The following is a 20,347-nucleotide window of genomic DNA, read 5'->3' as shown; positions in this document are numbered from 1 at the left end:
TAAAGGGGAATGTCTCTGCCAAATCCCCCGCGACGGAGCGCCGGCGCCATGGCACGCTTGATCCAGTAGTTAATTGGTTGGAGCAAGGTCATGGCTCTCAAGCTGTCCGCCCCCGTTGGCGACAAGAAACGGATTACCAAGCCGGACCCCAAAACCGGTGAAAGCAAATTCAAGCCGGTGAAAAACGCCCCCGCGGATGTCGAACTCGTCCGCCTGATGCTCAAGGCAAACGGCTATTCCGTTGAGATCAGCACCAAATGCGATGCCGGGCTGATCACCATGATCCGCGATTTTCAGAAAAAGAAGCTGGGCTTCAAGAAGCCTGATGGCATTGTCGATCCCGGCATGCGCACCTGGAATGCGGGCCTGCCGAAACTGGCCGCGATGCACGCCGCCGACACCAAGGTGGAACGCGTCGAGGTTGTCGAAAACGGCAAGACCAAGCTGATCACCGTGGCCGAGTTTGAAGCCGGGCAGGAGGAACTGCGCCGCAAGCTGCTGGCCAAGGCCGAAATGATGTACGGCCAGGCGGAATCCTGGGTCGATTTCTGCAACGATGTGGAAAACACCCGCCAGGGCAACGAGACCTTCCTGAACGCGCTGACCGAATTCGCCGTCAGCGTGGTCAACGACAAGACCGATCCGCCCTGGACCCCGATTCTGAACGCCCGCTCTGAGGCGAGTTTTCTCAAGACCTTGACCAGCAAGAAAAAACCGGACTGGAAAAAGGTCTACAAGCAGGATGTGAAGGCAACCAAGGCCTATAACACCGGCGGCAAGGCATTCAAGAAATTCATCGACCAGCGCATCAGCACCGCAGGCGCCATCGTCTGGAAGCTGGAGGTGGTGCGCGAGGTCTCCTTTGCCGTCGTCGAAACCTACATGACCGCCCGCCTGGTCGCGACCAAGGGCATGTCGCCCGCCAAGGCCCACGCCATCGCCGCCGCCAGCATCGAGGCGCTGAAATCCAGCGCCGGCCAGCTGGGTGAGCATCTGGCGGGCAACACCGTCACCTGGGACGGCGCCGCCAAGAAGGTCTTCATCGACAGCTTCATCGCGGGCCTCGCGGGCGCGGCCGGCGGCAAACTGACGGCCAAGCTCTCTGCCGGCCTTGCCGATGATCTGGCCAAGGCCGCGGCCTCCAGGCTTTCCCGCGAGATGCCCAAGAAGGCGGTCAAGGCCTTCTTCGAGAAGTTCCTGAAATCCAAGGCCGGCGAAGCCATGGTGACAGAGGCCTTGAAGGAAACCATCGGCCTCGCCAAACCCCTGATCGAAAAGGGCCGCCCGCCCAACACCAAGGAAATCAAGGAAAGCATCGCCAAGATCCTGACCGCGGGCATCATGTCCGCAGGCGCCGGCAAGGCGCTGGAGAAGTTCTCCTCCGGCTTCACCGGCGCGGCCGAGAAGTTCCTCAAGACCACGCTGGCGCCTGCCGCCATGGAAGGCGCGGTCAAGAAGGACCTGATTGCCAAATACGGCACCAAGGCCACCGAGGATTTCATCAAGCTGCATGGCGACGCCATCTATGGCGAGATTACCAAGCAGATCTCCGGCAAGACGCTCAGCAAATATGCAGGCGAAGCTCTGGCCGGCGCGGACGGCTCGCAGTCGGCGTCGACCATGCAGAAACAGGCCAACGAGGCGATGCGCAAGGACATGGCGCTGCGCAAGCAGATCCAGAAGATCATCATGGCCGAGGCCAAGCGCAAGATGCCCAAGACAGCCGCGGCGCATTAACGCCAGCGGTTCTGCCGGCGGGAGCTGCCGCGGGGGGCGGCAGCCTGGGGGGAAGCGTCATCTTGGTGCTTCCCCGTCCGCGTTTGGGCCGTTATGACGGGTTGGAATTAAGGAGCCCGTATTATGACTCAACTCACACCGCAGCCCGGTATCATGGACATCGCTCTGTATCAGGGCGGGGCTGCCCATGTGAAAGGGGTGAGCAATGTTGTGAAGCTCTCCTCGAACGAGAACCCCTTCGGCCCCAGCCCGCGCGCAATTGAGGCGATGCAGGCGGCGGCGGCCCATATGCACCGCTATCCCAGCTCGGACCATGCGGCGCTGCGGCAGGCGATCGGCGAGGTGCACGGGCTGGAGCCGGAGCAGATCATCTGCGGCGCCGGCAGCGACGAGATCATCGCCTTCCTGTGCCAGGCCTATGCCGGGCCGGGGGATGAAGTTCTCTATACCGAACACGGCTTTGCCATGTACCGCATAAGCGCCTTGGCCGCCGGCGCCACCCCGGTGGAGGTGAAGGAGCGCGAGCGCGTTACCGATGTGGACGCGCTGCTGGCAGGCTGCACGGCACGCACCAAGCTGGTTTTCATCGCCAACCCCAACAACCCCACCGGCACCATGATCAGCGCGGCTGAGGTGGCGCGGCTGGCCGATGGCCTCCCCGATGGGGCGCTCCTGGTGTTGGACGGCGCCTATGCCGAATATGTCGAGGGCTTTGATGCCGGCGCCGCGCTGATCGGCACCCGCAGCAACGTCTTCATGACCCGCACCTTCTCCAAGATCTACGGGCTGGGCGGCGCCCGGATCGGCTGGGGCTACGGCCCCAGGGAGATCATCAACGTGCTGAACCGGGTGCGCGGCCCGTTCAATGTCTCCAGCACCGCACTGGCGGGCGCCGAGGCCTCGGTCCGCGACACAGGCTACGTGGATTATTGCCGGGCCGAAAACGCCAAATGGCGTGCTTGGCTGGCAAATGCCCTGGCGGAACTCGGCGTGCCGTCAGATGTCTCCAGCACCAACTTTATCCTGGCCCGCTTCTCCAGCCAGGCAGAGGCGGAGGCCTGCGACCTCTACCTGCAGGCGCAGGGGCTGATCGTGCGCCGGGTGGCGGGCTACAACCTGCCCGCCGCGCTGCGGATCACCATCGGCGACGAGGACTCCTGCCGCCGCATCGCGCAGGGCGTCAAAGCATTTAAAGAGGGCAAGGCATGAGCGGGCAAGTCTATGGGCGCGTCGCGCTGATCGGCCTGGGCCTGATCGCCTCTTCGATGTTCTGGGCGATGAAGCGCGCCGGGCTGGCAGGCGAGGTTACGGGCTATGCCCGCAGCCCTGAGACCCGCGAAACCGCCCGCGGCATCGGCCTCTGCGACCGCGTCTGCGACAGCGCGCAGGAAGCGGTGCAGGACGCCGATCTGGTGGTGCTCTGCGTGCCGGTCGGCGCCATGGGGCCGGTAATGGAAGACATTGCCCCGGTGCTGAAACCCGGCGCCACCGTGTCTGACGTGGGATCGGTCAAGCGCCACGTGATCGATGCGGTGCAGCCGCATATCCCCGAGGGCGTGCATTTCGTGCCCGCCCACCCGCTGGCAGGCACCGAGCATTCCGGCCCCGAATCCGGTTTTGCCGAACTGTTCGACAACCGCTGGTCGCTGCTGGTCCCGGTCGAGGGCACCGATCCGGAGGCCACTGCCCGCCTGCGGGCGCTGTGGGAGGGCATGGGCGCGCATGTCGATGAGATGGACGCCGACCACCACGACCTGGTGCTGGCCGTCACCTCGCACACGCCGCACCTGATCGCCTACACGATGGTCGGCGTCGCAGACGATTTGCGCCGGGTGACCGACAGCGAGGTAATCAAGTACTCAGCCGCCGGTTTCCGCGACTTCACCCGCATCGCCGCCTCTGATCCCACCATGTGGCGCGATGTGTTCCTGACCAACAAGGATGCCACGCTGGAAATCCTGGGCCGCTTCACGGAGGAGCTGTTTGCCCTCCAGCGCGCCATCCGCACCGGCGACGGGGAGCATCTGCACGATTACTTCACCCGCACCCGCGCCATCCGCCGCGGCATCATCGAGGCCGGCCAGGACACCGACGCGCCCGACTTCGGCCGGGGGCAGAAGAAATGATCCGGGCGGGCGTGCTGATCCTGGCGGGCTTGTTTGGCGGCGCCGCGCAGGCCGCAACGCCGGACGCTTCGCTGGAGCCACCCGAACGCCCGGCAGCAGGCGCGGGGCTGGCGGCCGCCCTGGCACCGGTGCCCGGCATGCGCCCGGCCGCCCGCCCGCAATCCGAGCAGCGCCTGGCGGCAGCGGCCCGCCCTGCCGGCCTGCCGCTGCTGGCCCCCGGAGATTCCCTGGTGCCCTTCGCGCGCCCTGACAGCCTGGCAGAGCAGGTTCTGTTCAAGCGCCGCCAGCGCCGCCAGGGGTCGGTCTGCGGCGATATCGACATTCAGGGCGATGATGCGGGTCACGTCTCCGGCGCACTGCCCGGCTGCGGCGTCAAGGACGCGGTGCGGGTGCGCGAAATTGCCGGGGCCCGCCTCAGCCAGACATCGCTGATGACCTGCAACACCGCCCGGGCGCTGAAGACCTGGATCAACCGCGAGGTCGAAACCGCCTTCGGGCGCCGCAACAAGGTCGTAGGCCTGCGGGTCGCGGCCCATTACGCCTGCCGCACCCGCAACAACCGCCCGGGCGCCAAAATCTCGGAACACGGCAGGGGCCGGGCGATCGACATTTCCGGCTTCACCCTTGCCAGCGGCGAGACCATCACCGTCCTGCACGGCTGGCAAAAGCGCAAGACGCGCAAAAAGCTGAAAAAAATCTGGCGCGCCGCCTGCGGCCCCTTCGGCACCGTGCTGGGGCCTGAGGCCGACCGTTACCACAAGGACCACTTCCATCTGGACATCGCCCGCCACCGCGGCGGCTCCTACTGCCGCTAAGGGTTCGGGCCTGCCGGGCGTCCCGTGTTCTTCTGGCCGGAAATATCCCGGAGCGCGAGGCAGAGCCTCGCAGGATCCCGCCCTTGCCAGCGCCGCGCAGGCTGCTGGCGGGCGCATGGTCAGCGGATGATCAGCCGCGGCGCATGGCCCAGGGGCAGCGGGCCAAGCGTGACATAACCGTCCCGGAACCCCAGGGCGATGTCGAGGTCCCGGGGATTGCCGCTGGTCTCTGCCAGCAGGCCCAGCACCCGCTCCACCGTGCCGCGCAGGGCGGGCGGCAGCGCGCCGGTGCGTTCGGCCATCAGCACCAGCCCGCGCCAGTTCTCCGCCTGCAGCGCAATTTCCCCCGCGGGCAGCCCCTCTTCGTCCACCGTCAGCGCGCCCGTTGCCTTCAGCCGCAGATCGCCCCAGCGGGCGTCAGCCAGTTTCAGGTCAATCCGGCGCGGCTGCGGCCGCCGTTGTTCGAGCGCTGACCGGTCCCAGGAGGCGTCAAAACCCACCGTCATCTCCAGCGCCAGCGTATCAAACCGCTCCGGCAGCGGCGCGCTGGCCGCCAGCAGCCGCCGCCAGGCCGCGCGCGGCGCAAACTCCTGGGCGCCGGCGGTGATCCGGTAGGTCTCAGGGCTGTCCGTTTGCACCATGCGCAGGTCCAGCGCCGTGCCGCTCAGCACCGTTTCGCCGCCGCGCTCGATCTGCCAGCCGCCGGCAACGGCGGCCAGCTGTTCCAGTTCCAGCGCCGCCCCGGGCTTCAGATGCAGGCTGGCCTGCAATCCCTCTGCGGTGATCACCGCGGTGCGGTCGAAATAGGACAGCCGCTGCGCCGTCGCCGGGAAATGCAGCTCCAGCCGCCCGGGCCATGCGGCAGGGCTGTCCAGCTCCAGCCAGTCCGCCCGCCAGGCGGTGCCGGTGCGCGGATCCGCCAGGGCAGGGCGGCTGATCCGGGTCTGGTGCCGCAGCGGGTAGCCGCTGGTTTCCAGTCCGGAGTGTTCTGCCTGCCAGCCCTGCCGCTCCTGCTGGGAAAACCAGCTTTCGATCCCCGTGCGCAGCCCCCAGGCCGCCGCCGCCCAGTACAGGCTCCACACCGCCAGAGCGGCCATCAGCAGTTTTGCCAGGCGCATCGGATAGCCTCTTTTGTCCGCAACAGGATTGCTGTTTATAGGGGGGCAGCAAAAAGGGCCAGACGACATGACCATGTGGGTATTCGGATACGGATCACTTCTTTGGAACCCCGGTTTCCCGGTGGCCCGGCGCGAGGTTGCGGTGCTGCACGGCTATGCACGCTCCTTCTGCATGTCCTCGATCCATCACCGCGGCAGCGAGGAAAAGCCGGGCCTGGTGCTGGCGCTGGATGCCGTCGAAGACGCGCACTGCAAGGGGATCGCGCTGGCGGTCGAAGCCGGTCACGAAGAGCAGACCCTGGCGGAACTGCGTGAGCGCGAGCTGATTTCCTCCGCCTATCTGGAGCGCGATCTGCAGGTGGAGCTGGCGGATGGCTCCGTGGTCACCGCAGTGACCTATGTGATCGACCCGCACCACGTGCAGTATTGCGGCGGTCTCAGCCTTGAAGAGCAAGCCCAGATCATCGCCCATGCGGTCGGCGGGCGCGGCCCCAACACCGAATACCTCTACAACACCGCCGAGCATCTGGCCGAGATCGGTCTGCACGACAACGATCTGGACTGGCTGGCCGGCCGGGTGCGGGAAATCACCGCATAAAGCCTTGGCGCTTCTGACACTTTGCTTATAGGCTGCGAACGCAATAAGAGCAGTCAAAAGTGTCAGGAGCCAAGACGTATGGCGCAGCCAGACCGCAAAACCCGGCCGCAATTCTCCCAGCCGGTGCGGCAGATCATCATGATGCTGATCGCACTTGGGCTCTCGGGCTTTGGCGCCTTTGTGGCGCTGCCGCGGGTGCTGCCGGTGTTCCAGGCCAACCCCTGGCTCAACGGCTTCATCGTCTTTGTGTTTGTGATCGGGGTGCTGGCCTGTTTCTGGCAGGTGGTGCAGCTCATTGGCTCGGTGCGCTGGATCGAACGCTTCGCCGCAGGCGACAATCAGGAGCACCGCCGCCCGCCGTCGATACTGGCGCCTTTGGCCTCGCTGCTGGCAACGCGCAGCGCCCGGATGCAGCTGGGCTCCGCCTCGACCCGCTCCATACTGGACTCCGTCGCCAGCCGCATCGACGAAGACCGCGAGATCACCCGCTACATTGTCAACCTGCTGATCTTCCTCGGTCTTCTGGGCACCTTTTATGGCCTGGCCACCACTGTTCCCGCCGTCGTTGACACCATCCGCAGCCTGGCACCGCAGGAGGGCGAAGAAGGCCTGTCTGTCTTCAACCGCCTGATGACCGGCCTTGAGGCGCAGCTGGGCGGCATGGGCGTGGCCTTTGCCTCCTCGCTGCTGGGTCTGGCCGGCTCGCTGATCGTGGGCCTGTTGGAGCTGTTCGCAGGCCACGGCCAGAACCGCTTCTACCGCGAGCTGGAGGAATGGCTCTCCTCGATCACCCGGGTCAGCTTCTCCTCCGGCGAGGACGGCGCCGGGGACAGCGGCGTGGTGTCCCAGGTGCTTGATAACATGGCCGAACAGATGGACGCGCTGCAGGCGATGTTTGCCGAAACCTCCGAAGGCCGCGCGGCGGTGGATCAAAAGCTGAGCGACCTGGTGGACACCATTCAGGAAATGAACCGCCGTCAGGACCAGACCGGCACCATCACCGCGGCGCTGGACCGGGTGGCGGTCGGGCAGGAGGCCCTGACGGAAATCTTGCGCGCGCAAGGAGAGCAGGGGGCGATCGACGCCGAAAGCCGGATGCGGCTGCGCTCGATCGACGTGCAGATGCTGCGCATCCTCGAAGAAATTTCCGCAGGCCGCCAGGAAAGCCTGGCCGAGCTGCGCAAGGACATCGACCTGATGATCAAGGCCTTTGCCCGCCCGCGCGGCCTGTCGCGCGGCGGTCTGCCGGGCCGGGACGCGGGGGAGTAACCGATGGCCCTCTCCCGGCGCACAGGACAACGGTTCCAGGCCTCGATCTGGCCCGGGTTTGTCGATGCGATGACCGGGCTGCTGCTGGTTCTGATGTTTGTGCTGACCATCTTCATGGTGGTGCAATTCGTGCTGCGCGAAACCATCACCGGTCAGGAAAGCCAGCTGGATGAGCTCTCCGCCGAAGTCAGCGCGCTGGCCTCCGCGCTGGGGCTGGAGGAACGCGAGAACAGCCGCCTGAACGCCCGGCTGGGGGCGCTGACGTCGACTCTCAACACTGCTGAACAGGATCTGGCGCAGGCCCGCGGGCTGATCTCCGCGCTGACCGCCGAACGCGACCGCCAGGCCGGTGACTTGGCCGAGGCCGCCAGCCGCATCACCAGTTTTGAGGCGCAGGTGGCCGCCCTGATCGCCAGCCGCGACGCGGCTGAGGCGCGGGTGGCGGATCTGAGCGCCGAACGCCAACGCCTGGAGGCCGCCCGCGACACATTGCTGAGCGAGCAGGAGGCGCTGAACCTGGCGCTGGCGCAGGCCCGCGGCGAGATAGATGCCCAGACCGAAGCCGCCCGGCTGGCGGCAGCCGAGCGCGAGGCGATGGAGGCGCTGATCGCCAGCCTTGAGGCAGAGGAGGCGGCAAATTCAAAGGAAATCGCGGGCCTGCAGGAGCAGCTGAGCGCGGAGGAAGCGGCCCGGATGGTGCAGGCCGCAGCCGCTCAAGCCCTGCGCGAAAAGCTGCAATCGGCAGATGCGGAGCTGACCGCCATGACCCTGGCGCTGGAGGCGCAGCGGCAGGAGGCGGAAGACACGCTGACCCTGCTGGCCGCGGCCGAAGCCGCAAAGAAGCAGCTGGATGCGCAGCTCTCTGAACTGGAAACGGCCCGCGCCGGTTCTGATGCTGAGGCCGGACGGCTGGCGGCAGAGCTGGCCGAGGCCAGGGCGGCTCTGGCCGCGGCGGACACCCAGGCCAGCGAGCTGGACGTGCTGCGCCAGCGGCTGCTGGCGGCAGCCGCCGCGCAGGAGACGGCGGAGGCCGGCGCCGCTGAGCAGATGAGCCGTGCCGAAGAACGCGCAGCCCTGCTGGCCCAGGCGCGGCAGGCGCTCTCGCAGGAGAAGGCGGTGTCAGAGGACGCCCGCCGCGAAACCGCGCTGCTGAACCAGCAGGTGGCAGCGCTGCGCGAGCAGCTGGGCGGCTTGCAGGCCATTCTGGACGATTACCAGTCCCGCGACGCCGCGCAGCAGGTGCAGCTGCAGAACCTGGGCCAGGACCTGAACGCAGCCCTCGCCCGCGCCGCGTCAGAGGAGCGCAGGCGGCGGCTGCTGGAAGAGCAGGAGCGCAAGCGGCTGGAAGCCGAAACCGCGGCGCTGGCCAGCAAGGCGCAGGATCTGGAGCGCTACCGGTCGGAGTTCTTTGGCCGTCTGCGCGATCTTCTGGGCACCCAGGAGGGCGTCCGCATCCAGGGCGACCGCTTTGTCTTTGCCTCCGAGGTGCTGTTTGCACCCGGTAGCGCCACCCTGTCGTCCGAGGGCAAGGTGGAGATCGCCAAGGTGGTGTCGATCCTGCAAAGCGTGGTGGCAGCGATCCCGCCGGAGATCAGCTGGATCATCCGGGTGGACGGCCATACCGATGACACGCCCCTGGTCGCGCATCCGAAATTTAGCGACAACTGGGAGCTCAGCCAGGGGCGGGCGCTGTCGGTGGTGCGCTACATGGTGGAGGCGCTGGGGGTGCCCCCCTCGCGGCTGGCGGCCAACGGTTTTGGCGAGTACCAGCCGGTGAACTCTGCGGACACGCCGGACGCGCGCGCCCAGAACCGGCGGATTGAGCTGAAATTCACCGAGAAGTAACCCGGCAGAACCCGGCAGCAGCTTTGCGGAACGGCGCCGCGCTGCGGCTGGCGCCCGTGGCCCGCCCAGAGGGCTGCGCCGCTGCCGCCGGCGGGAGGTGCAACCCGCTTCACTATTGGAGACAAGCTACTAGTTACACACGGGTTGCTGCCCCACCGGGCAGTAGGGCTCTTTTAAAACTATTGCGGCTGCGGGAGTTATCAACTTTTGAAGGAAAACAGTTTGCGCGGTGCAGCCTCTGCGCCGGTTTCCGGCGCGCTCCCGCCCGGCGCCAGGCCGCCCCTGCGGGGCGTCCGCGCCCGTTGGGCCGCGCATCTGCCGGGGCTGCTGCCCCTGCAGATGCGGTGCCGTGATACGGAACACGTTACTGCGGGGCGTCCGCAAGCGTCATGCTGCTGCTGAAACTGTCCACCTCGCTGCCGCCGCGCAGCAGCCGCGCCGTGCCGGTGTAATGCCCCGCAGGCCAGGATGCGCCGCGCAGACGGCGGCCGGTGGCGCGGAAGAACTGCGCCTGATCCTTTTCCAGCGCGTCGCGGCGGCTCACAAACGCGCCTTCGGGACCGGTCACCGTCAGTTCCAGCGTGTCGCCCGCCTGGCCGCCGAAGGCATAGGCCCAGAACACAAAGGCTGGCGCATCCGCGGCCAGCGGCGCCTGGCCGGCGGTGCCATCCTTGACCGCCTGGTATTCGGGAATGGCGGTGCTGAAGCCTGCGCCCAGCACCCCGCCGGGCCGGTAATCCGGCGGATCGGCCCACAGCGACGGGCCAGCGGCAGCGCCGCAGGTGCCGGTGCTGTCCGGCGCAAAGGGATCCACCACCGCACCGTCCTTGCGCACAGACAGATGCAGATGCGGGAATTCGGTCTTGCCGGACAGGCCGACTTCACCCAAGGCATCGCCGGCCTTGACCTTCATGCCGCTCTGGACTTGGATCGAGCCGCGCTTCATGTGGCAATACTGGGTTTCCCAGCCGCCGCCGTGCTGCAGCACGACGCCGTTGCCGCACTCCTTGCCGTCGATGGCGGCGGCATTTTCCGCAGTCGCATACTGATCCGGCATGCTGTTGCGGGTGCCCAGAACCACGCCATCCGCGGCGGCGCGGACCGTGGCGCCGGCCCGCATGTCCGACAGATAGGGCAGGGCGATGTCCGTGCCCTTGTGGCCTTCATAGCTGAGCGTGCCGCAGGTGAAATCCGCGGCCCCGGGGCCCGGGTCATGGTCCACGAACTGCTGGATGTGGCAGTCCTGGCCCAAGGTGCAATCCAGCGGGAACTGCAAACGAAAATCGCCCGCCGCGGCGGGCGCGGCGAGCGATATAGCGATCAGCAGCCCGGCAGGGCGCATCAGTCCGCGGTCAGCAGCGGCGGCCGGTCGCCGGAAATCCGCGGCTTGCCCGGACCCTCCAGGCGCAGATCCAGCTTGCCGTCCTTGATGCCGACCTTGACGACGCCGCCCTTGGTCAGCTTGCCGAACAGCAACTCCTCTGCCAGCGGCTTCTTGATGTGCTCCTGGATGACCCGGCCCAGCGGGCGCGCGCCCATGCGGTCGTCATAGCCCTTGTCGGCCAGCCATTCGGCCGCCTTGCGGGTGAGCTCGATCGAGACGTTGCGGTCCATCAGCTGCGCTTCCAGCTGCAGGACGAACTTCTCGACCACCTGCAGGATCACTTCCTTGCCGAGCGGCGCGAAGGAGATCACCGCATCCAGGCGGTTGCGGAACTCCGGCGTGAAGGTGCGCTCGATGGCGGCGGTATCCTCGCCCTCGCGGCGGTCGCGGCCAAAGCCGATGGCGGCCTTCGCCTGTTCGGAGGCGCCCGCGTTGGAGGTCATGATCAGGATCACGTTGCGGAAGTTCACGGTGCGGCCGTTGTGATCGGTCAGCTGGCCGTTGTCCATCACCTGCAGCAGGATGTTGTAGACATCCGGATGTGCCTTCTCGATCTCATCCAGCAGCAGCACGCAGTGCGGATGCTGATCGACACCATCGGTCAGCAGGCCGCCCTGGTCGAACCCGACATAGCCCGGCGGTGCGCCGATCAGGCGGGAGACCGCGTGTTTCTCCATGTATTCCGACATATCGAACCGCAGCAGTTCCACACCCAGCTGGTCCGCCAGCTGCTTGGCAACCTCGGTCTTGCCGACGCCGGTGGGGCCTGCAAACAGGTAGTTGCCGATCGGTTTCTCAGGCTCGCGCAGGCCGGCCCGGGCCAGCTTGATCGCGCTCGACAATGCGGTGATCGCATCGTCCTGGCCAAAAACCACGCGCTTCAGCGATTTCTCCAGGTCCTTCAGCACCTCGGCATCGTCCTTGGAGACGTTCTTGGGCGGGATGCGCGCGATCTTCGCCACCACGGCCTCGATCTCCTTGACGCCAATGGTCTTGCGGCGCTTGCTTTCGATGACCAGATGCTGCGCGGCGCCGGCCTCGTCAATGACGTCGATGGCCTTGTCCGGCAGCTTGCGGTCGTTGATGTAACGCGCCGACAGTTCAACTGCGGATTTGATCGCATCGCCGGTGAACTTGATGCCGTGATGCTCTTCGAAATAGGGTTTCAGCCCTTTCAGGATCTCGATCGAGTCCTCGACCGTCGGCTCGTTCACGTCGATCTTCTGGAACCGGCGGGAGAGCGCGCGGTCCTTTTCGAAGTGCTGGCGGAACTCCTTGTAGGTGGTGGAGCCCATGGTGCGCAGCTTGCCGCCCTGCAGCGCAGGTTTCAGCAGGTTCGACGCATCCATCGCGCCGCCGGAGGTGGCGCCGGCACCGATCACGGTGTGGATCTCGTCGATGAACAGCACCGCGTCCGGGTGGTCCTCCAGCTCGGAGACCACGGCCTTCAGCCGCTCCTCGAAATCGCCGCGGTAGCGGGTGCCCGCCAAGAGCGCGCCCATGTCGAGCGAATAGATGGTGGTTTCCGACAGAACATCCGGCACTTCGCCCTGGACGATCTTGCGCGCCAGGCCTTCCGCAATCGCGGTCTTGCCGACGCCGGGGTCGCCCACCAGCAGCGGGTTGTTCTTGCGGCGGCGGCACAGCACCTGGATGCAGCGCTCCACTTCCGGGTCGCGGCCGATCAGCGGATCGATGTCGCCTTTGCGGGATTTGGCGTTCAAGTCTACGCAGTACTTGGCCAGCGCCGACTCCTTCTTTTCGCCTTCGGGCGCGGTGGTCAGGTTGTCCTCTTCCTGCTCCGTCGCGCCGGTCACCGGGCGGGATTCCCCGTAGGCCGGGTCCTTGGCAACGCCATGGGCGATGAAGTTCACCGCGTCGTAACGGGTCATCTCCTGGTCCTGCAGGAAGTAGGCGGCGTCGCTTTCGCGTTCGGCAAAGATGGCGACCAGCACATTCGCCCCCGTTACCTCAGTGCGGCCGGAGCTTTGCACATGGATCGCGGCGCGCTGAATGACGCGCTGGAAGGCGGCGGTCGGCACCGCCTCCGATCCGTCGATATCGGTGACCAGATTGGCAAGATCCTCATCCACGAATTCCACCAGGGAGGAGCGCAATTCGGTCAGGTCAACGCTGCAGGCGCGCATCACGCGGGCCGCGTCGGGCTCGTCGATCAGGGCCAGAAGCAGATGTTCCAGGGTTGCGAATTCATGACGGCGTTCATTCGCCAGCGCCAGCGCTGCGTGAATGGCCTGTTCCAGGGTGCTCGAGAATGAAGGCACGGGCGTGCTCCTCTGATCTTGGGTTGGCCGGCGGGGCGGTATTAACCAACCCCTCAGTTCAACCATGTGCTTATATGGTTAGAGTTTGGTTGATAGAGCGCCGGCTTCAAGGGCTTTTCTTCATTTTGGGGTCACAATTATTTTCTCCCTGTTGCGCGCTGGGACCCTTGAATTGCTCAGAAATTGTCTTTGCGCTTGCGGATTTCGGCAAAAACCTCTGCGTCTTCAGCGTCTTCCATGCCCAAATGCGCCCTGATAGCGCTATCTGCGGCGCGCAGGAACGGATTGGTGTCAAGTTCCAGCTGCAGGGACGACGGCACAGTCGGGGTTCCTTTCTCCAGCGCGCGTGCGATATCGCGGACGCGGCCCTGCAACGCCGGGTTGCCGGGATCCACGGTGACCGCAAAGCCAGCGTTAGCCTGGGTGTATTCATGGCCCGAGTAAACCACGGTGTGCGGCGGCAGCGCGGCAAGGCGCGACAGACTGGCCCACATCTGCTGCGCTGTGCCTTCAAACAGCCGCCCGCAGCCCAGTGCCATCAGGCTGTCGGCGGTGAACACCGCCTCCGCTGCGGGGATGTAAAACGCGATATGCCCCACCGTGTGGCCGGACACATCCATCACCTGCACCTCTTCGCCCATGAGGCTGAAGGTGCCGCCATCCTTCACCGCCTTGTCCAGCGGCGGCAGCCGGTGCGCGTCTGCCTCGGCGCCGATCACCTTGGCGCCATAAGCCTCCCGCAGCTCTGCCACGCCGTCCACATGGTCCCAGTGATGATGCGTCAGCAGGATCCAGTCCAGCCCCCAGCCGCGCTCCGACAGGGCGGCCCTGACCGCACCGGCCTCCGGCGCATCCACCAGCGCGGTTTCGCCCGAGGCCGGATTGTGGATCAAAAAGGCATAGTTATCGGACAGGCAGGGCAGGGTGATGATCTCAAGAGGCATGGTCATTCGCCTTTACATTGCTAAACTGCGCCCAGATTGGCCGAAGCAGCAGGCGCCCGCAATGCATCTTGATGTGCAGGATCTGAGGAACTTCTACTACCGCAGCACGCTGGGCCGTGCGGCGCAGGCGTCGGTCCGCGGCCGCCTGCTGGAGCTGTGGCCGGAGGCGGAGGGGCTGACGGTGGCGGGCTTCGGCTTTGCCGCGCCGCTCCTGCGGCCTTACCTGCCGGAGGCGCGCCGGGTGATGGCGCTGATGCCGGGGCCGCAGGGGGTGATGCAATGGCCTGCGGGGATGCCCAATGTCTCGGTCCTGTGCGAGGAGACCAGCTGGCCCGTCGATACCGGCCGGATCGACCGGCTGGTGCTGCTGCACGGGCTGGAGACCTCGGAACGGCCCTCCCGCCTGCTGGAGGAATGCTGGCGGGTGCTGGGGCCGGGCGGGCGGGCGATTTTCATCGTTCCGAACCGGGCCGGGTTCTGGGCGCGCTCGGACCTCACTCCGTTCGGCTATGGCCGCCCCTACACGCTGCGCCAGCTCGAAGGCCAGCTGCGCGAGCATCAGTTCGCCATCGAGCAGCACACCGCAGCGCTGTACCGGCTGCCCAGCCACAAGCGGTTCTGGCTCAAATCCGGCGCCATGCTGGAGAAGATGGGCCGCAAACTGCCCGCGATACTGGCCGGCGGGGTGTTCATGGTCGAAGTCAGCAAGCAGACCTACCCGCAGAAGGGCCACATGATCCGCTCCAAGACGCCCAGCCGCATCCGGGTGCTGGAAGGCCTGTCCAATCCGATGCCGGAACCGGCCTGACCCAGAGGGCGCGGATTTCGATTCCCTGAAACTGTCCGCAGCGACGCTGCAGCGCGGCAAAAGCGGCCCCGGCAGCGATGTGTGACGGTTTTTGACGCAAATGCCGCTTTCCGGAATCGCCAAATTCTGCAGTTCAGCCGCACTTTTTTATTTAACGACTGTGGTCAAAGGGCCGCACTTCCCGCAAGCCTTTGAAAACACGTGAAACATGCTTTTATCCGTTACCGTTATAGGCAGTTGATAGGTCGCATCCGCTCTGCTAGACCCACGCTGATTTCAACGCCCCGCTGCCAATGGGGGATGACTCACGCCCCCGGACGCCGCCTGAAGGCCAGGTATGCCAACCGGGGCCAAAAACATATCGGAAGGGTGGACGTGTCCGAACCAGCTTCGATTTCTGCAGGCATTGCTGCGCGCTATGCCACGGCGGTGTTCGACATCGCTGAAGAAAACAAGGCGCTCGACAGCCTTGAAACCAGCATCAATGACCTGGCAGCCGCGCTGGCTGACAGCGAAGACCTCAACAGCCTGATCCGCTCGCCGCTCGTGTCGCGCGAAGAGCAGGGCGCCGCGATCACCGCGGTGGCAGAGAAGATGGGGCTGGATCCCGTCCTGCGCAATACCCTTGCCCTGATGGCCGACAAACGCCGCCTGTTCGTGGTGCCCGCGCTGATTGACGCGCTGCGCGCCCGGCTGGCCGAGGCCCGCGGCGAAGTCACCGCCGAAGTGGTGTCCGCCAAGGCGCTGACCAAGACCCAAAGCGAAAAGCTGGCCAAGACCCTGGCCGAGCGCGTGGGCAAGAAAGTCACCATCAATGCCACCGTCGATGCGTCCATCATCGGCGGTCTCGTCGTTAAAGTGGGCTCGAAGATGATCGACAGTTCGATCCGCTCCAAGCTCAACTCCCTACAGAATGCAATGAAAGAGGTCGGATAAATGGGTATCCAAGCAGCAGAGATTTCTGCGATCCTGAAAGACCAGATCAAGAATTTTGGTCAAGAAGCCGAAGTGGCAGAAATCGGCCGCGTGCTGTCCGTTGGTGACGGTATTGCCCGCGTTTACGGCCTCGACAATGTTCAGGCCGGTGAAATGGTCGAATTCCCGGGCGGCATCATGGGCATGGCGCTGAACCTGGAAAACGACAACGTCGGTATCGTGATCTTCGGCTCCGACCGCGACATTAAAGAAGGCGACACCGTCAAGCGCACCAACTCCATCGTGGACGTTCCGGCCGGCCCCGAGCTGCTGGGCCGCGTTGTCGACGGTCTGGGCAACCCGCTGGACGGCAAGGGCCCGATCAACGCCTCCGAGCGCAAAGTGGCAGACGTCAAGGCGCCGGGCATCATCCCGCGTAAATCGGTGCACGAGCCGATGGCAACCGGCCTCAAGTCGGTCGACGCGATGATCCCGATCGGCCGCGGCCAGCGCGAGCTGATCATCGGCGACCGTCAGACCGGTAAAACCGCCGTGGCTCTGGACACCATCCTGAACCAGAAAACCTACAACGACGCCGCAGGCGACGACGAGTCCAAGAAACTGTACTGCGTCTACGTTGCTGTCGGCCAGAAGCGCTCGACCGTTGCCCAGCTGGTGAAGAAGCTGGAAGAAGCCGGCGCGATGGAATACTCCATCGTCGTGGCCGCAACCGCGTCCGACCCGGCGCCGCTGCAGTTCCTGGCACCCTACGCCGCAACCGCGATGGCCGAATACTTCCGCGACAGCGGCAAGCACGCGCTGATCATCTATGATGACCTGTCCAAGCAGGCCGTGGCCTACCGCCAGATGTCCCTGCTGCTGCGCCGTCCGCCGGGCCGCGAAGCTTACCCGGGCGACGTTTTCTACCTGCACTCCCGCCTGCTGGAGCGTTCGGCAAAGCTGAACGAAGACTTCGGCGCCGGCTCGCTGACCGCTCTGCCGGTTATTGAGACCCAGGGCGGCGACGTGTCCGCGTTTATTCCGACCAACGTGATCTCGATCACCGACGGCCAGATCTTCCTGGAAACCGAACTGTTCTACCAGGGCATCCGCCCCGCCGTGAACACCGGTCTGTCGGTTTCGCGTGTGGGCTCCTCGGCCCAGACCAACGCGATGAAGACCGTTGCAGGCCCGGTGAAACTGTCGCTGGCCCAGTACCGCGAAATGGCGGCCTTCGCCCAGTTCGGCTCCGACCTCGACGCCGCCACCCAGCAGCTGCTGAACCGTGGCGCCCGTCTGACCGAGCTGATGAAGCAGCCGCAGTACTCGCCGCTGACCAACGCTGAGATCGTCTGCGTCATCTTCGCCGGCACCAACGGCTACCTCGACAAGATCGACCTCAAGGACGTCAGCCGCTGGGAAGCGGGCCTGCTGGCGCACATGCGCGGCAAAGGCAAGGAGACCCTGGACTGGATCACCAACGAAGATCCCAAGATCAAGGGCGATGCCGCTGACAAACTCAAGGCTGCGATCGACGAATACGCCGCCACCTTCGCATAAGGAGAGAGTCGGGACATGCCTTCTCTCAAGGACCTTAAAAACAGGATCGAGTCGGTCAAATCGACCCGCAAGATCACCAAAGCCATGCAAATGGTGGCGGCGGCGAAACTTCGCCGCGCCCAGGAAGCTGCCGAGGATTCCCGGCCCTACACCAAGCGGTTCAACGCCGTGATGGCAGGGCTGGCGGCCTCGGTCGGCGGCAGCGACTCCGCGCCCAAGCTGCTTCGCGGCACCGGCTCGGACCAGGTTCACCTCCTGGTGGTCATGACCGCCGAACGCGGCCTCTGCGGCGGCTTCAACTCGAACATTGCCAAGCTCGCCCGCCAGAAGGCGGCCGGGCTGAAGGCCGCGGGCAAGACGGTCAAGATCCTGACCGTCGGCAAGAAGGGCCGCGACGCCCTGAAACGCGACCTTGGCAGTGATTTCGTCGGCCATGTGGACCTCAGCGATGTCAAGCGCGTCGGCTATGCCAATGCGCAGGCCATCGCCAAGGACATCCTGACCCGGTTCGATGCTGGTGAATTCGACGTTGCCACGATCTTCTACTCGGAGTTCGTCAACGTGGTGACCCAGATCCCGACCGCGCAGCAGATCATCCCGGCCTCCTACGAGGGCGGCGAGGCCCAGGACGGCGCATCTGCGGTCTATGACTACGAGCCCGGCGAAGAGCGGATCCTGGCGGACCTGCTGCCGCGCGGCGTGGCGACCCAGATCTTCTCGGGGCTGCTGGAAAACGGCGCCTCCGAACAGGGTGCCCGGATGAGCGCGATGGACAACGCAACCCGCAACGCGGGCGATATGATCGACAAGCTGACCATCGAGTTCAACCGCTCCCGCCAGGCCGTGATCACCAACGAGCTGATTGAAATCATTTCGGGCGCTGAGGCGCTCTAAGAGACAACCGGAGACCAACAAATGGCACAAGCAAAAGGCAAGGTGACCCAGATCATCGGCGCCGTTGTGGACGTCCAGTTTGACGACCACCTGCCCGCAATTCTGAACGCACTGCACACCGAAAACGAGGGCAAGACCCTGGTTCTGGAAGTGGCTCAGCACCTCGGCGAAAACACCGTCCGCACCATCGCTATGGACGCAACCGAGGGCCTGGTCCGCGGCCGCGCCGTGAGCGACACCGGCGCGCCGATCTCGATCCCGGTCGGCAACGCCACCCTGGGCCGCATCCTGAACGTGGTGGGTGAGCCGGTGGACGAAAAGGGCCCGGTCAACGCGACCGAAACCCGCGCCATCCACCAGCCCGCGCCCGAGTTCAACGAGCAGTCCACCGAGTCCGAGATCCTGGTGACCGGCATCAAGGTGATCGACCTGCTGGCGCCCTATTCCAAAGGCGGTAAAATCGGCCTGTTCGGCGGCGCCGGCGTGGGCAAGACCGTTCTGATCATGGAACTGATCAACAACATCGCAAAAGTGCACTCCGGCTACTCGGTGTTCGCGGGTGTTGGCGAACGGACCCGTGAAGGCAACGACCTGTACTGGGAAATGATCGAATCCAACGTGATCAAGCCGGACAACCTGGAAGACTCCCAGGTGGCCCTGGTCTATGGTCAGATGAACGAGCCTCCGGGAGCCCGTGCCCGTGTTGCGCTGACCGGCCTGACCCTGGCCGAACAGTTCCGCGACCAGTCCGGCACCGACGTTCTGTTCTTCGTGGACAACATCTTCCGCTTCACCCAGGCGGGCTCGGAAGTGTCGGCTCTGCTCGGCCGTATCCCCTCCGCTGTGGGCTACCAGCCGACCCTGGCCACCGACATGGGCGCCATGCAGGAACGTATCACCTCGACCAAGAACGGCTCGATCACCTCGATCCAGGCCGTCTACGTTCCCGCGGACGACCTTACCGACCCGGCACCGGCAACCACCTTTGCCCACCTGGACGCGACCACCGTTCTGAACCGTGCGATCTCCGAGCTCGGCATCTACCCCGCCGTGGACCCGCTCGACTCCTCGTCGCGCCTGATGGACCCGCAGATCGTTGGCGAAGAGCACTACAAAGTGGCTTCCGACGTTCAGCAGATCCTCCAGCGCTACAAGTCGCTGCAGGACATCATCGCCATCCTCGGCATGGACGAACTGTCGGAAGAGGACAAGCTGACCGTTGCGCGTGCGCGTAAGATCCAGCGTTTCCTGTCCCAGCCGTTCGACGTTGCGAAGGTCTTCACCGGCTCCGATGGCGTCCAGGTTCCGCTGGAAGACACCATCTCGTCGTTCAAGGCGGTTGTGGCCGGCGAATACGACCACCTGCCCGAAGGCGCCTTCTACATGGTTGGCGGCATCGACGAAGTGCTCGCCAAAGCCGAGAAGATGGCTGCGGAAGCCGCCTAAGAACGGATTTTCCCCCGCGCTTTCGCGGTGCGGGGGAACCCTGAAAGGAGGCCCCAATGGCACAAACGATGCAATTCGACCTCGTCAGCCCCGAGCGCGCCCTGGCGTCGCTGCAGGCGAGCGCGGTTCAGATCCCCGGCGCCGAGGGCGACATGACGGCGATGCCTCAGCACGCGCCGACCATCACCACCCTGCGCCCCGGCGTGCTGAAGGTCGAAAGCCCCGAAGGCAATTCGGAGTATCTGGTGACCGGCGGTTTTGCTGAAATCGCAGGCGACAGCCTGTCGGTTCTGGCCGAACGCGCGATCCCGATGACTGAGATGACCCGCGATCAGATGAACGAGCTGATCGAGGAAGCCCGCGAGATGTACAAGACCGCGAAAGAGGAAGACCAGCCGCACGGGTTGGTCGAGGACGCAGCCAAGCTGCTCGCCGACATGGAAGCCCTGGGCACCCATATGTCCCTCTGATCCATTTGCGGATTGGACGAATGAGAAACCGGCTCCCCTTGGGGGCCGGTTTTGTTTTGGGAAGGGCGGGTTTCGGCACAGGCCTTGTTCTAGTCCTCCTCCAATGGTGTTGGGACTATCGTGCGTTTGCGGGACA

17 protein-coding genes are annotated in these 20,347 nt (G+C 65.2%); 13 read left to right on the top strand and 4 right to left on the bottom strand.

The features are described from left to right. Positions 1-90 precede the first annotated feature (90 nt). The 4 genes from PHA8399_RS10325 to PHA8399_RS10310 all read left to right on the top strand — a co-directional run bounded on the left by PHA8399_RS10325 (position 91) and on the right by PHA8399_RS10310 (position 4,678). Complete coding sequence (locus PHA8399_RS10325) at positions 91-1,737, top strand: peptidoglycan-binding protein (protein WP_058286057.1); 1,647 nt, start codon at positions 91-93, stop codon at positions 1,735-1,737. Between the two features lie 123 nt (positions 1,738-1,860). Then, the gene (hisC, locus tag PHA8399_RS10320; protein WP_058286056.1) at positions 1,861-2,946 is read left to right on the top strand and encodes a histidinol-phosphate transaminase; all 1,086 of its coding nucleotides are present in this window, start codon (positions 1,861-1,863) and stop codon (positions 2,944-2,946) included. Beyond that, positions 2,943-3,863, top strand: coding sequence for a prephenate/arogenate dehydrogenase family protein (locus PHA8399_RS10315; protein WP_058286055.1), 921 nt, complete (start codon positions 2,943-2,945; stop codon positions 3,861-3,863). The genes hisC and PHA8399_RS10315 overlap by 4 nt, the downstream gene beginning before the upstream one ends. Next, positions 3,860-4,678 (top strand): extensin-like domain-containing protein, encoded by an 819-nt coding sequence (locus PHA8399_RS10310; RefSeq protein ID WP_058286054.1) that lies wholly within the window; start codon positions 3,860-3,862, stop codon positions 4,676-4,678. Before PHA8399_RS10315 ends, PHA8399_RS10310 begins: the two co-directional genes overlap by 4 nt. 119 nt (positions 4,679-4,797) lie before the next feature. Here PHA8399_RS10310 and PHA8399_RS10305 read toward each other — a convergent pair whose 3' ends face one another. Then, on the bottom strand, positions 4,798-5,796 hold the full coding sequence (locus PHA8399_RS10305) for a DUF2125 domain-containing protein (protein WP_058286053.1): 999 nt from the start codon (positions 5,794-5,796) through the stop codon (positions 4,798-4,800). Positions 5,797-5,863: 67 nt separating this feature from the next. On the opposite strand from PHA8399_RS10305, the gene PHA8399_RS10300 reads away from it, so the two are divergent. The 3 genes from PHA8399_RS10300 to PHA8399_RS10290 all read left to right on the top strand — a co-directional run bounded on the left by PHA8399_RS10300 (position 5,864) and on the right by PHA8399_RS10290 (position 9,508). Then, positions 5,864-6,394: a gamma-glutamylcyclotransferase gene (locus PHA8399_RS10300; RefSeq protein ID WP_058286052.1), complete on the top strand. Its 531-nt coding sequence runs from the start codon at positions 5,864-5,866 to the stop codon at positions 6,392-6,394. A 78-nt stretch (positions 6,395-6,472) separates the two neighbouring features. After that, positions 6,473-7,663: a hypothetical protein gene (locus PHA8399_RS10295; RefSeq protein WP_058286051.1), complete on the top strand. Its 1,191-nt coding sequence runs from the start codon at positions 6,473-6,475 to the stop codon at positions 7,661-7,663. Between the two features lie 3 nt (positions 7,664-7,666). Then, positions 7,667-9,508 carry a peptidoglycan -binding protein gene (locus PHA8399_RS10290; protein ID WP_058286050.1) on the top strand — a complete coding sequence of 614 codons (1,842 nt, stop codon included), beginning with the start codon at positions 7,667-7,669 and terminating at the stop codon, positions 9,506-9,508. A gap of 364 nt (positions 9,509-9,872) precedes the next feature. On the opposite strand, the gene PHA8399_RS10285 is transcribed toward PHA8399_RS10290, so the two are convergent. The 3 genes from PHA8399_RS10285 to gloB all read right to left on the bottom strand — a co-directional run bounded on the left by PHA8399_RS10285 (position 9,873) and on the right by gloB (position 14,124). Next, on the bottom strand, positions 9,873-10,850 hold the full coding sequence (locus PHA8399_RS10285) for a M23 family metallopeptidase (RefSeq protein ID WP_058286049.1): 978 nt from the start codon (positions 10,848-10,850) through the stop codon (positions 9,873-9,875). Next, the gene (gene clpA / locus PHA8399_RS10280; protein WP_058286048.1) at positions 10,850-13,174 is read right to left on the bottom strand and encodes an ATP-dependent Clp protease ATP-binding subunit ClpA; all 2,325 of its coding nucleotides are present in this window, start codon (positions 13,172-13,174) and stop codon (positions 10,850-10,852) included. The genes PHA8399_RS10285 and clpA overlap by 1 nt, the downstream gene beginning before the upstream one ends. 176 nt (positions 13,175-13,350) lie before the next feature. Continuing rightward, on the bottom strand, positions 13,351-14,124 hold the full coding sequence (gloB, locus tag PHA8399_RS10275; protein ID WP_058286047.1) for a hydroxyacylglutathione hydrolase: 774 nt from the start codon (positions 14,122-14,124) through the stop codon (positions 13,351-13,353). A 55-nt stretch (positions 14,125-14,179) separates the two neighbouring features. On the opposite strand from gloB, the gene PHA8399_RS10270 reads away from it, so the two are divergent. The 6 genes from PHA8399_RS10270 to PHA8399_RS10245 all read left to right on the top strand — a co-directional run bounded on the left by PHA8399_RS10270 (position 14,180) and on the right by PHA8399_RS10245 (position 20,211). After that, complete coding sequence (locus tag PHA8399_RS10270; RefSeq protein WP_058286046.1) at positions 14,180-14,926, top strand: class I SAM-dependent methyltransferase; 747 nt, start codon at positions 14,180-14,182, stop codon at positions 14,924-14,926. Between the two features lie 375 nt (positions 14,927-15,301). After that, positions 15,302-15,862, top strand: coding sequence for a F0F1 ATP synthase subunit delta (locus PHA8399_RS10265; protein ID WP_058286045.1), 561 nt, complete (start codon positions 15,302-15,304; stop codon positions 15,860-15,862). Further along, entirely contained in the window at positions 15,863-17,401 is a 1,539-nt protein-coding gene (gene atpA / locus PHA8399_RS10260) for a F0F1 ATP synthase subunit alpha (protein WP_058286044.1), read from the top strand. It abuts the gene before it with no gap. A gap of 15 nt (positions 17,402-17,416) precedes the next feature. Next, a complete protein-coding gene (locus tag PHA8399_RS10255; protein WP_058286043.1) occupies positions 17,417-18,295 on the top strand; it encodes a F0F1 ATP synthase subunit gamma in 879 nt (292 codons plus the stop codon). 21 nt (positions 18,296-18,316) lie between these two features. Then, on the top strand, positions 18,317-19,741 hold the full coding sequence (gene atpD, locus PHA8399_RS10250) for a F0F1 ATP synthase subunit beta (RefSeq protein ID WP_058286042.1): 1,425 nt from the start codon (positions 18,317-18,319) through the stop codon (positions 19,739-19,741). 56 nt (positions 19,742-19,797) lie between these two features. Continuing rightward, positions 19,798-20,211 carry a F0F1 ATP synthase subunit epsilon gene (locus tag PHA8399_RS10245; protein ID WP_058286041.1) on the top strand — a complete coding sequence of 138 codons (414 nt, stop codon included), beginning with the start codon at positions 19,798-19,800 and terminating at the stop codon, positions 20,209-20,211. Positions 20,212-20,347 lie beyond the last annotated feature (136 nt).

It is taken from the genome of Leisingera aquaemixtae (assembly GCF_001458395.1).
Taxonomy (GTDB): domain Bacteria; phylum Pseudomonadota; class Alphaproteobacteria; order Rhodobacterales; family Rhodobacteraceae; genus Leisingera; species Leisingera aquaemixtae.
The sequence above is the reverse complement of the archived record's forward strand: the minus strand, read 5'-3'. Positions and strand labels throughout refer to the sequence as shown.

What these genes read in the sequence shown, in the direction of transcription:
- PHA8399_RS10325 (WP_058286057.1), top strand. Translation starts at nt 91, where the DNA reads ATGGCTCTCAAGCTGTCCGCCCCCGTTGGCGACAAGAAACGGATTACC.
- hisC (WP_058286056.1), top strand. Translation starts at nt 1,861, where the DNA reads ATGACTCAACTCACACCGCAGCCCGGTATCATGGACATCGCTCTGTAT.
- PHA8399_RS10315 (WP_058286055.1), top strand. Translation starts at nt 2,943, where the DNA reads ATGAGCGGGCAAGTCTATGGGCGCGTCGCGCTGATCGGCCTGGGCCTG.
- PHA8399_RS10310 (WP_058286054.1), top strand. Translation starts at nt 3,860, where the DNA reads ATGATCCGGGCGGGCGTGCTGATCCTGGCGGGCTTGTTTGGCGGCGCC.
- PHA8399_RS10305 (WP_058286053.1), bottom strand. Translation starts at nt 5,796, where the DNA reads ATGCGCCTGGCAAAACTGCTGATGGCCGCTCTGGCGGTGTGGAGCCTG.
- PHA8399_RS10300 (WP_058286052.1), top strand. Translation starts at nt 5,864, where the DNA reads ATGACCATGTGGGTATTCGGATACGGATCACTTCTTTGGAACCCCGGT.
- PHA8399_RS10295 (WP_058286051.1), top strand. Translation starts at nt 6,473, where the DNA reads ATGGCGCAGCCAGACCGCAAAACCCGGCCGCAATTCTCCCAGCCGGTG.
- PHA8399_RS10290 (WP_058286050.1), top strand. Translation starts at nt 7,667, where the DNA reads ATGGCCCTCTCCCGGCGCACAGGACAACGGTTCCAGGCCTCGATCTGG.
- PHA8399_RS10285 (WP_058286049.1), bottom strand. Translation starts at nt 10,850, where the DNA reads ATGCGCCCTGCCGGGCTGCTGATCGCTATATCGCTCGCCGCGCCCGCC.
- gloB (WP_058286047.1), bottom strand. Translation starts at nt 14,124, where the DNA reads ATGACCATGCCTCTTGAGATCATCACCCTGCCCTGCCTGTCCGATAAC.
- PHA8399_RS10270 (WP_058286046.1), top strand. Translation starts at nt 14,180, where the DNA reads ATGCATCTTGATGTGCAGGATCTGAGGAACTTCTACTACCGCAGCACG.
- atpA (WP_058286044.1), top strand. Translation starts at nt 15,863, where the DNA reads ATGGGTATCCAAGCAGCAGAGATTTCTGCGATCCTGAAAGACCAGATC.
- PHA8399_RS10255 (WP_058286043.1), top strand. Translation starts at nt 17,417, where the DNA reads ATGCCTTCTCTCAAGGACCTTAAAAACAGGATCGAGTCGGTCAAATCG.
- atpD (WP_058286042.1), top strand. Translation starts at nt 18,317, where the DNA reads ATGGCACAAGCAAAAGGCAAGGTGACCCAGATCATCGGCGCCGTTGTG.
- PHA8399_RS10245 (WP_058286041.1), top strand. Translation starts at nt 19,798, where the DNA reads ATGGCACAAACGATGCAATTCGACCTCGTCAGCCCCGAGCGCGCCCTG.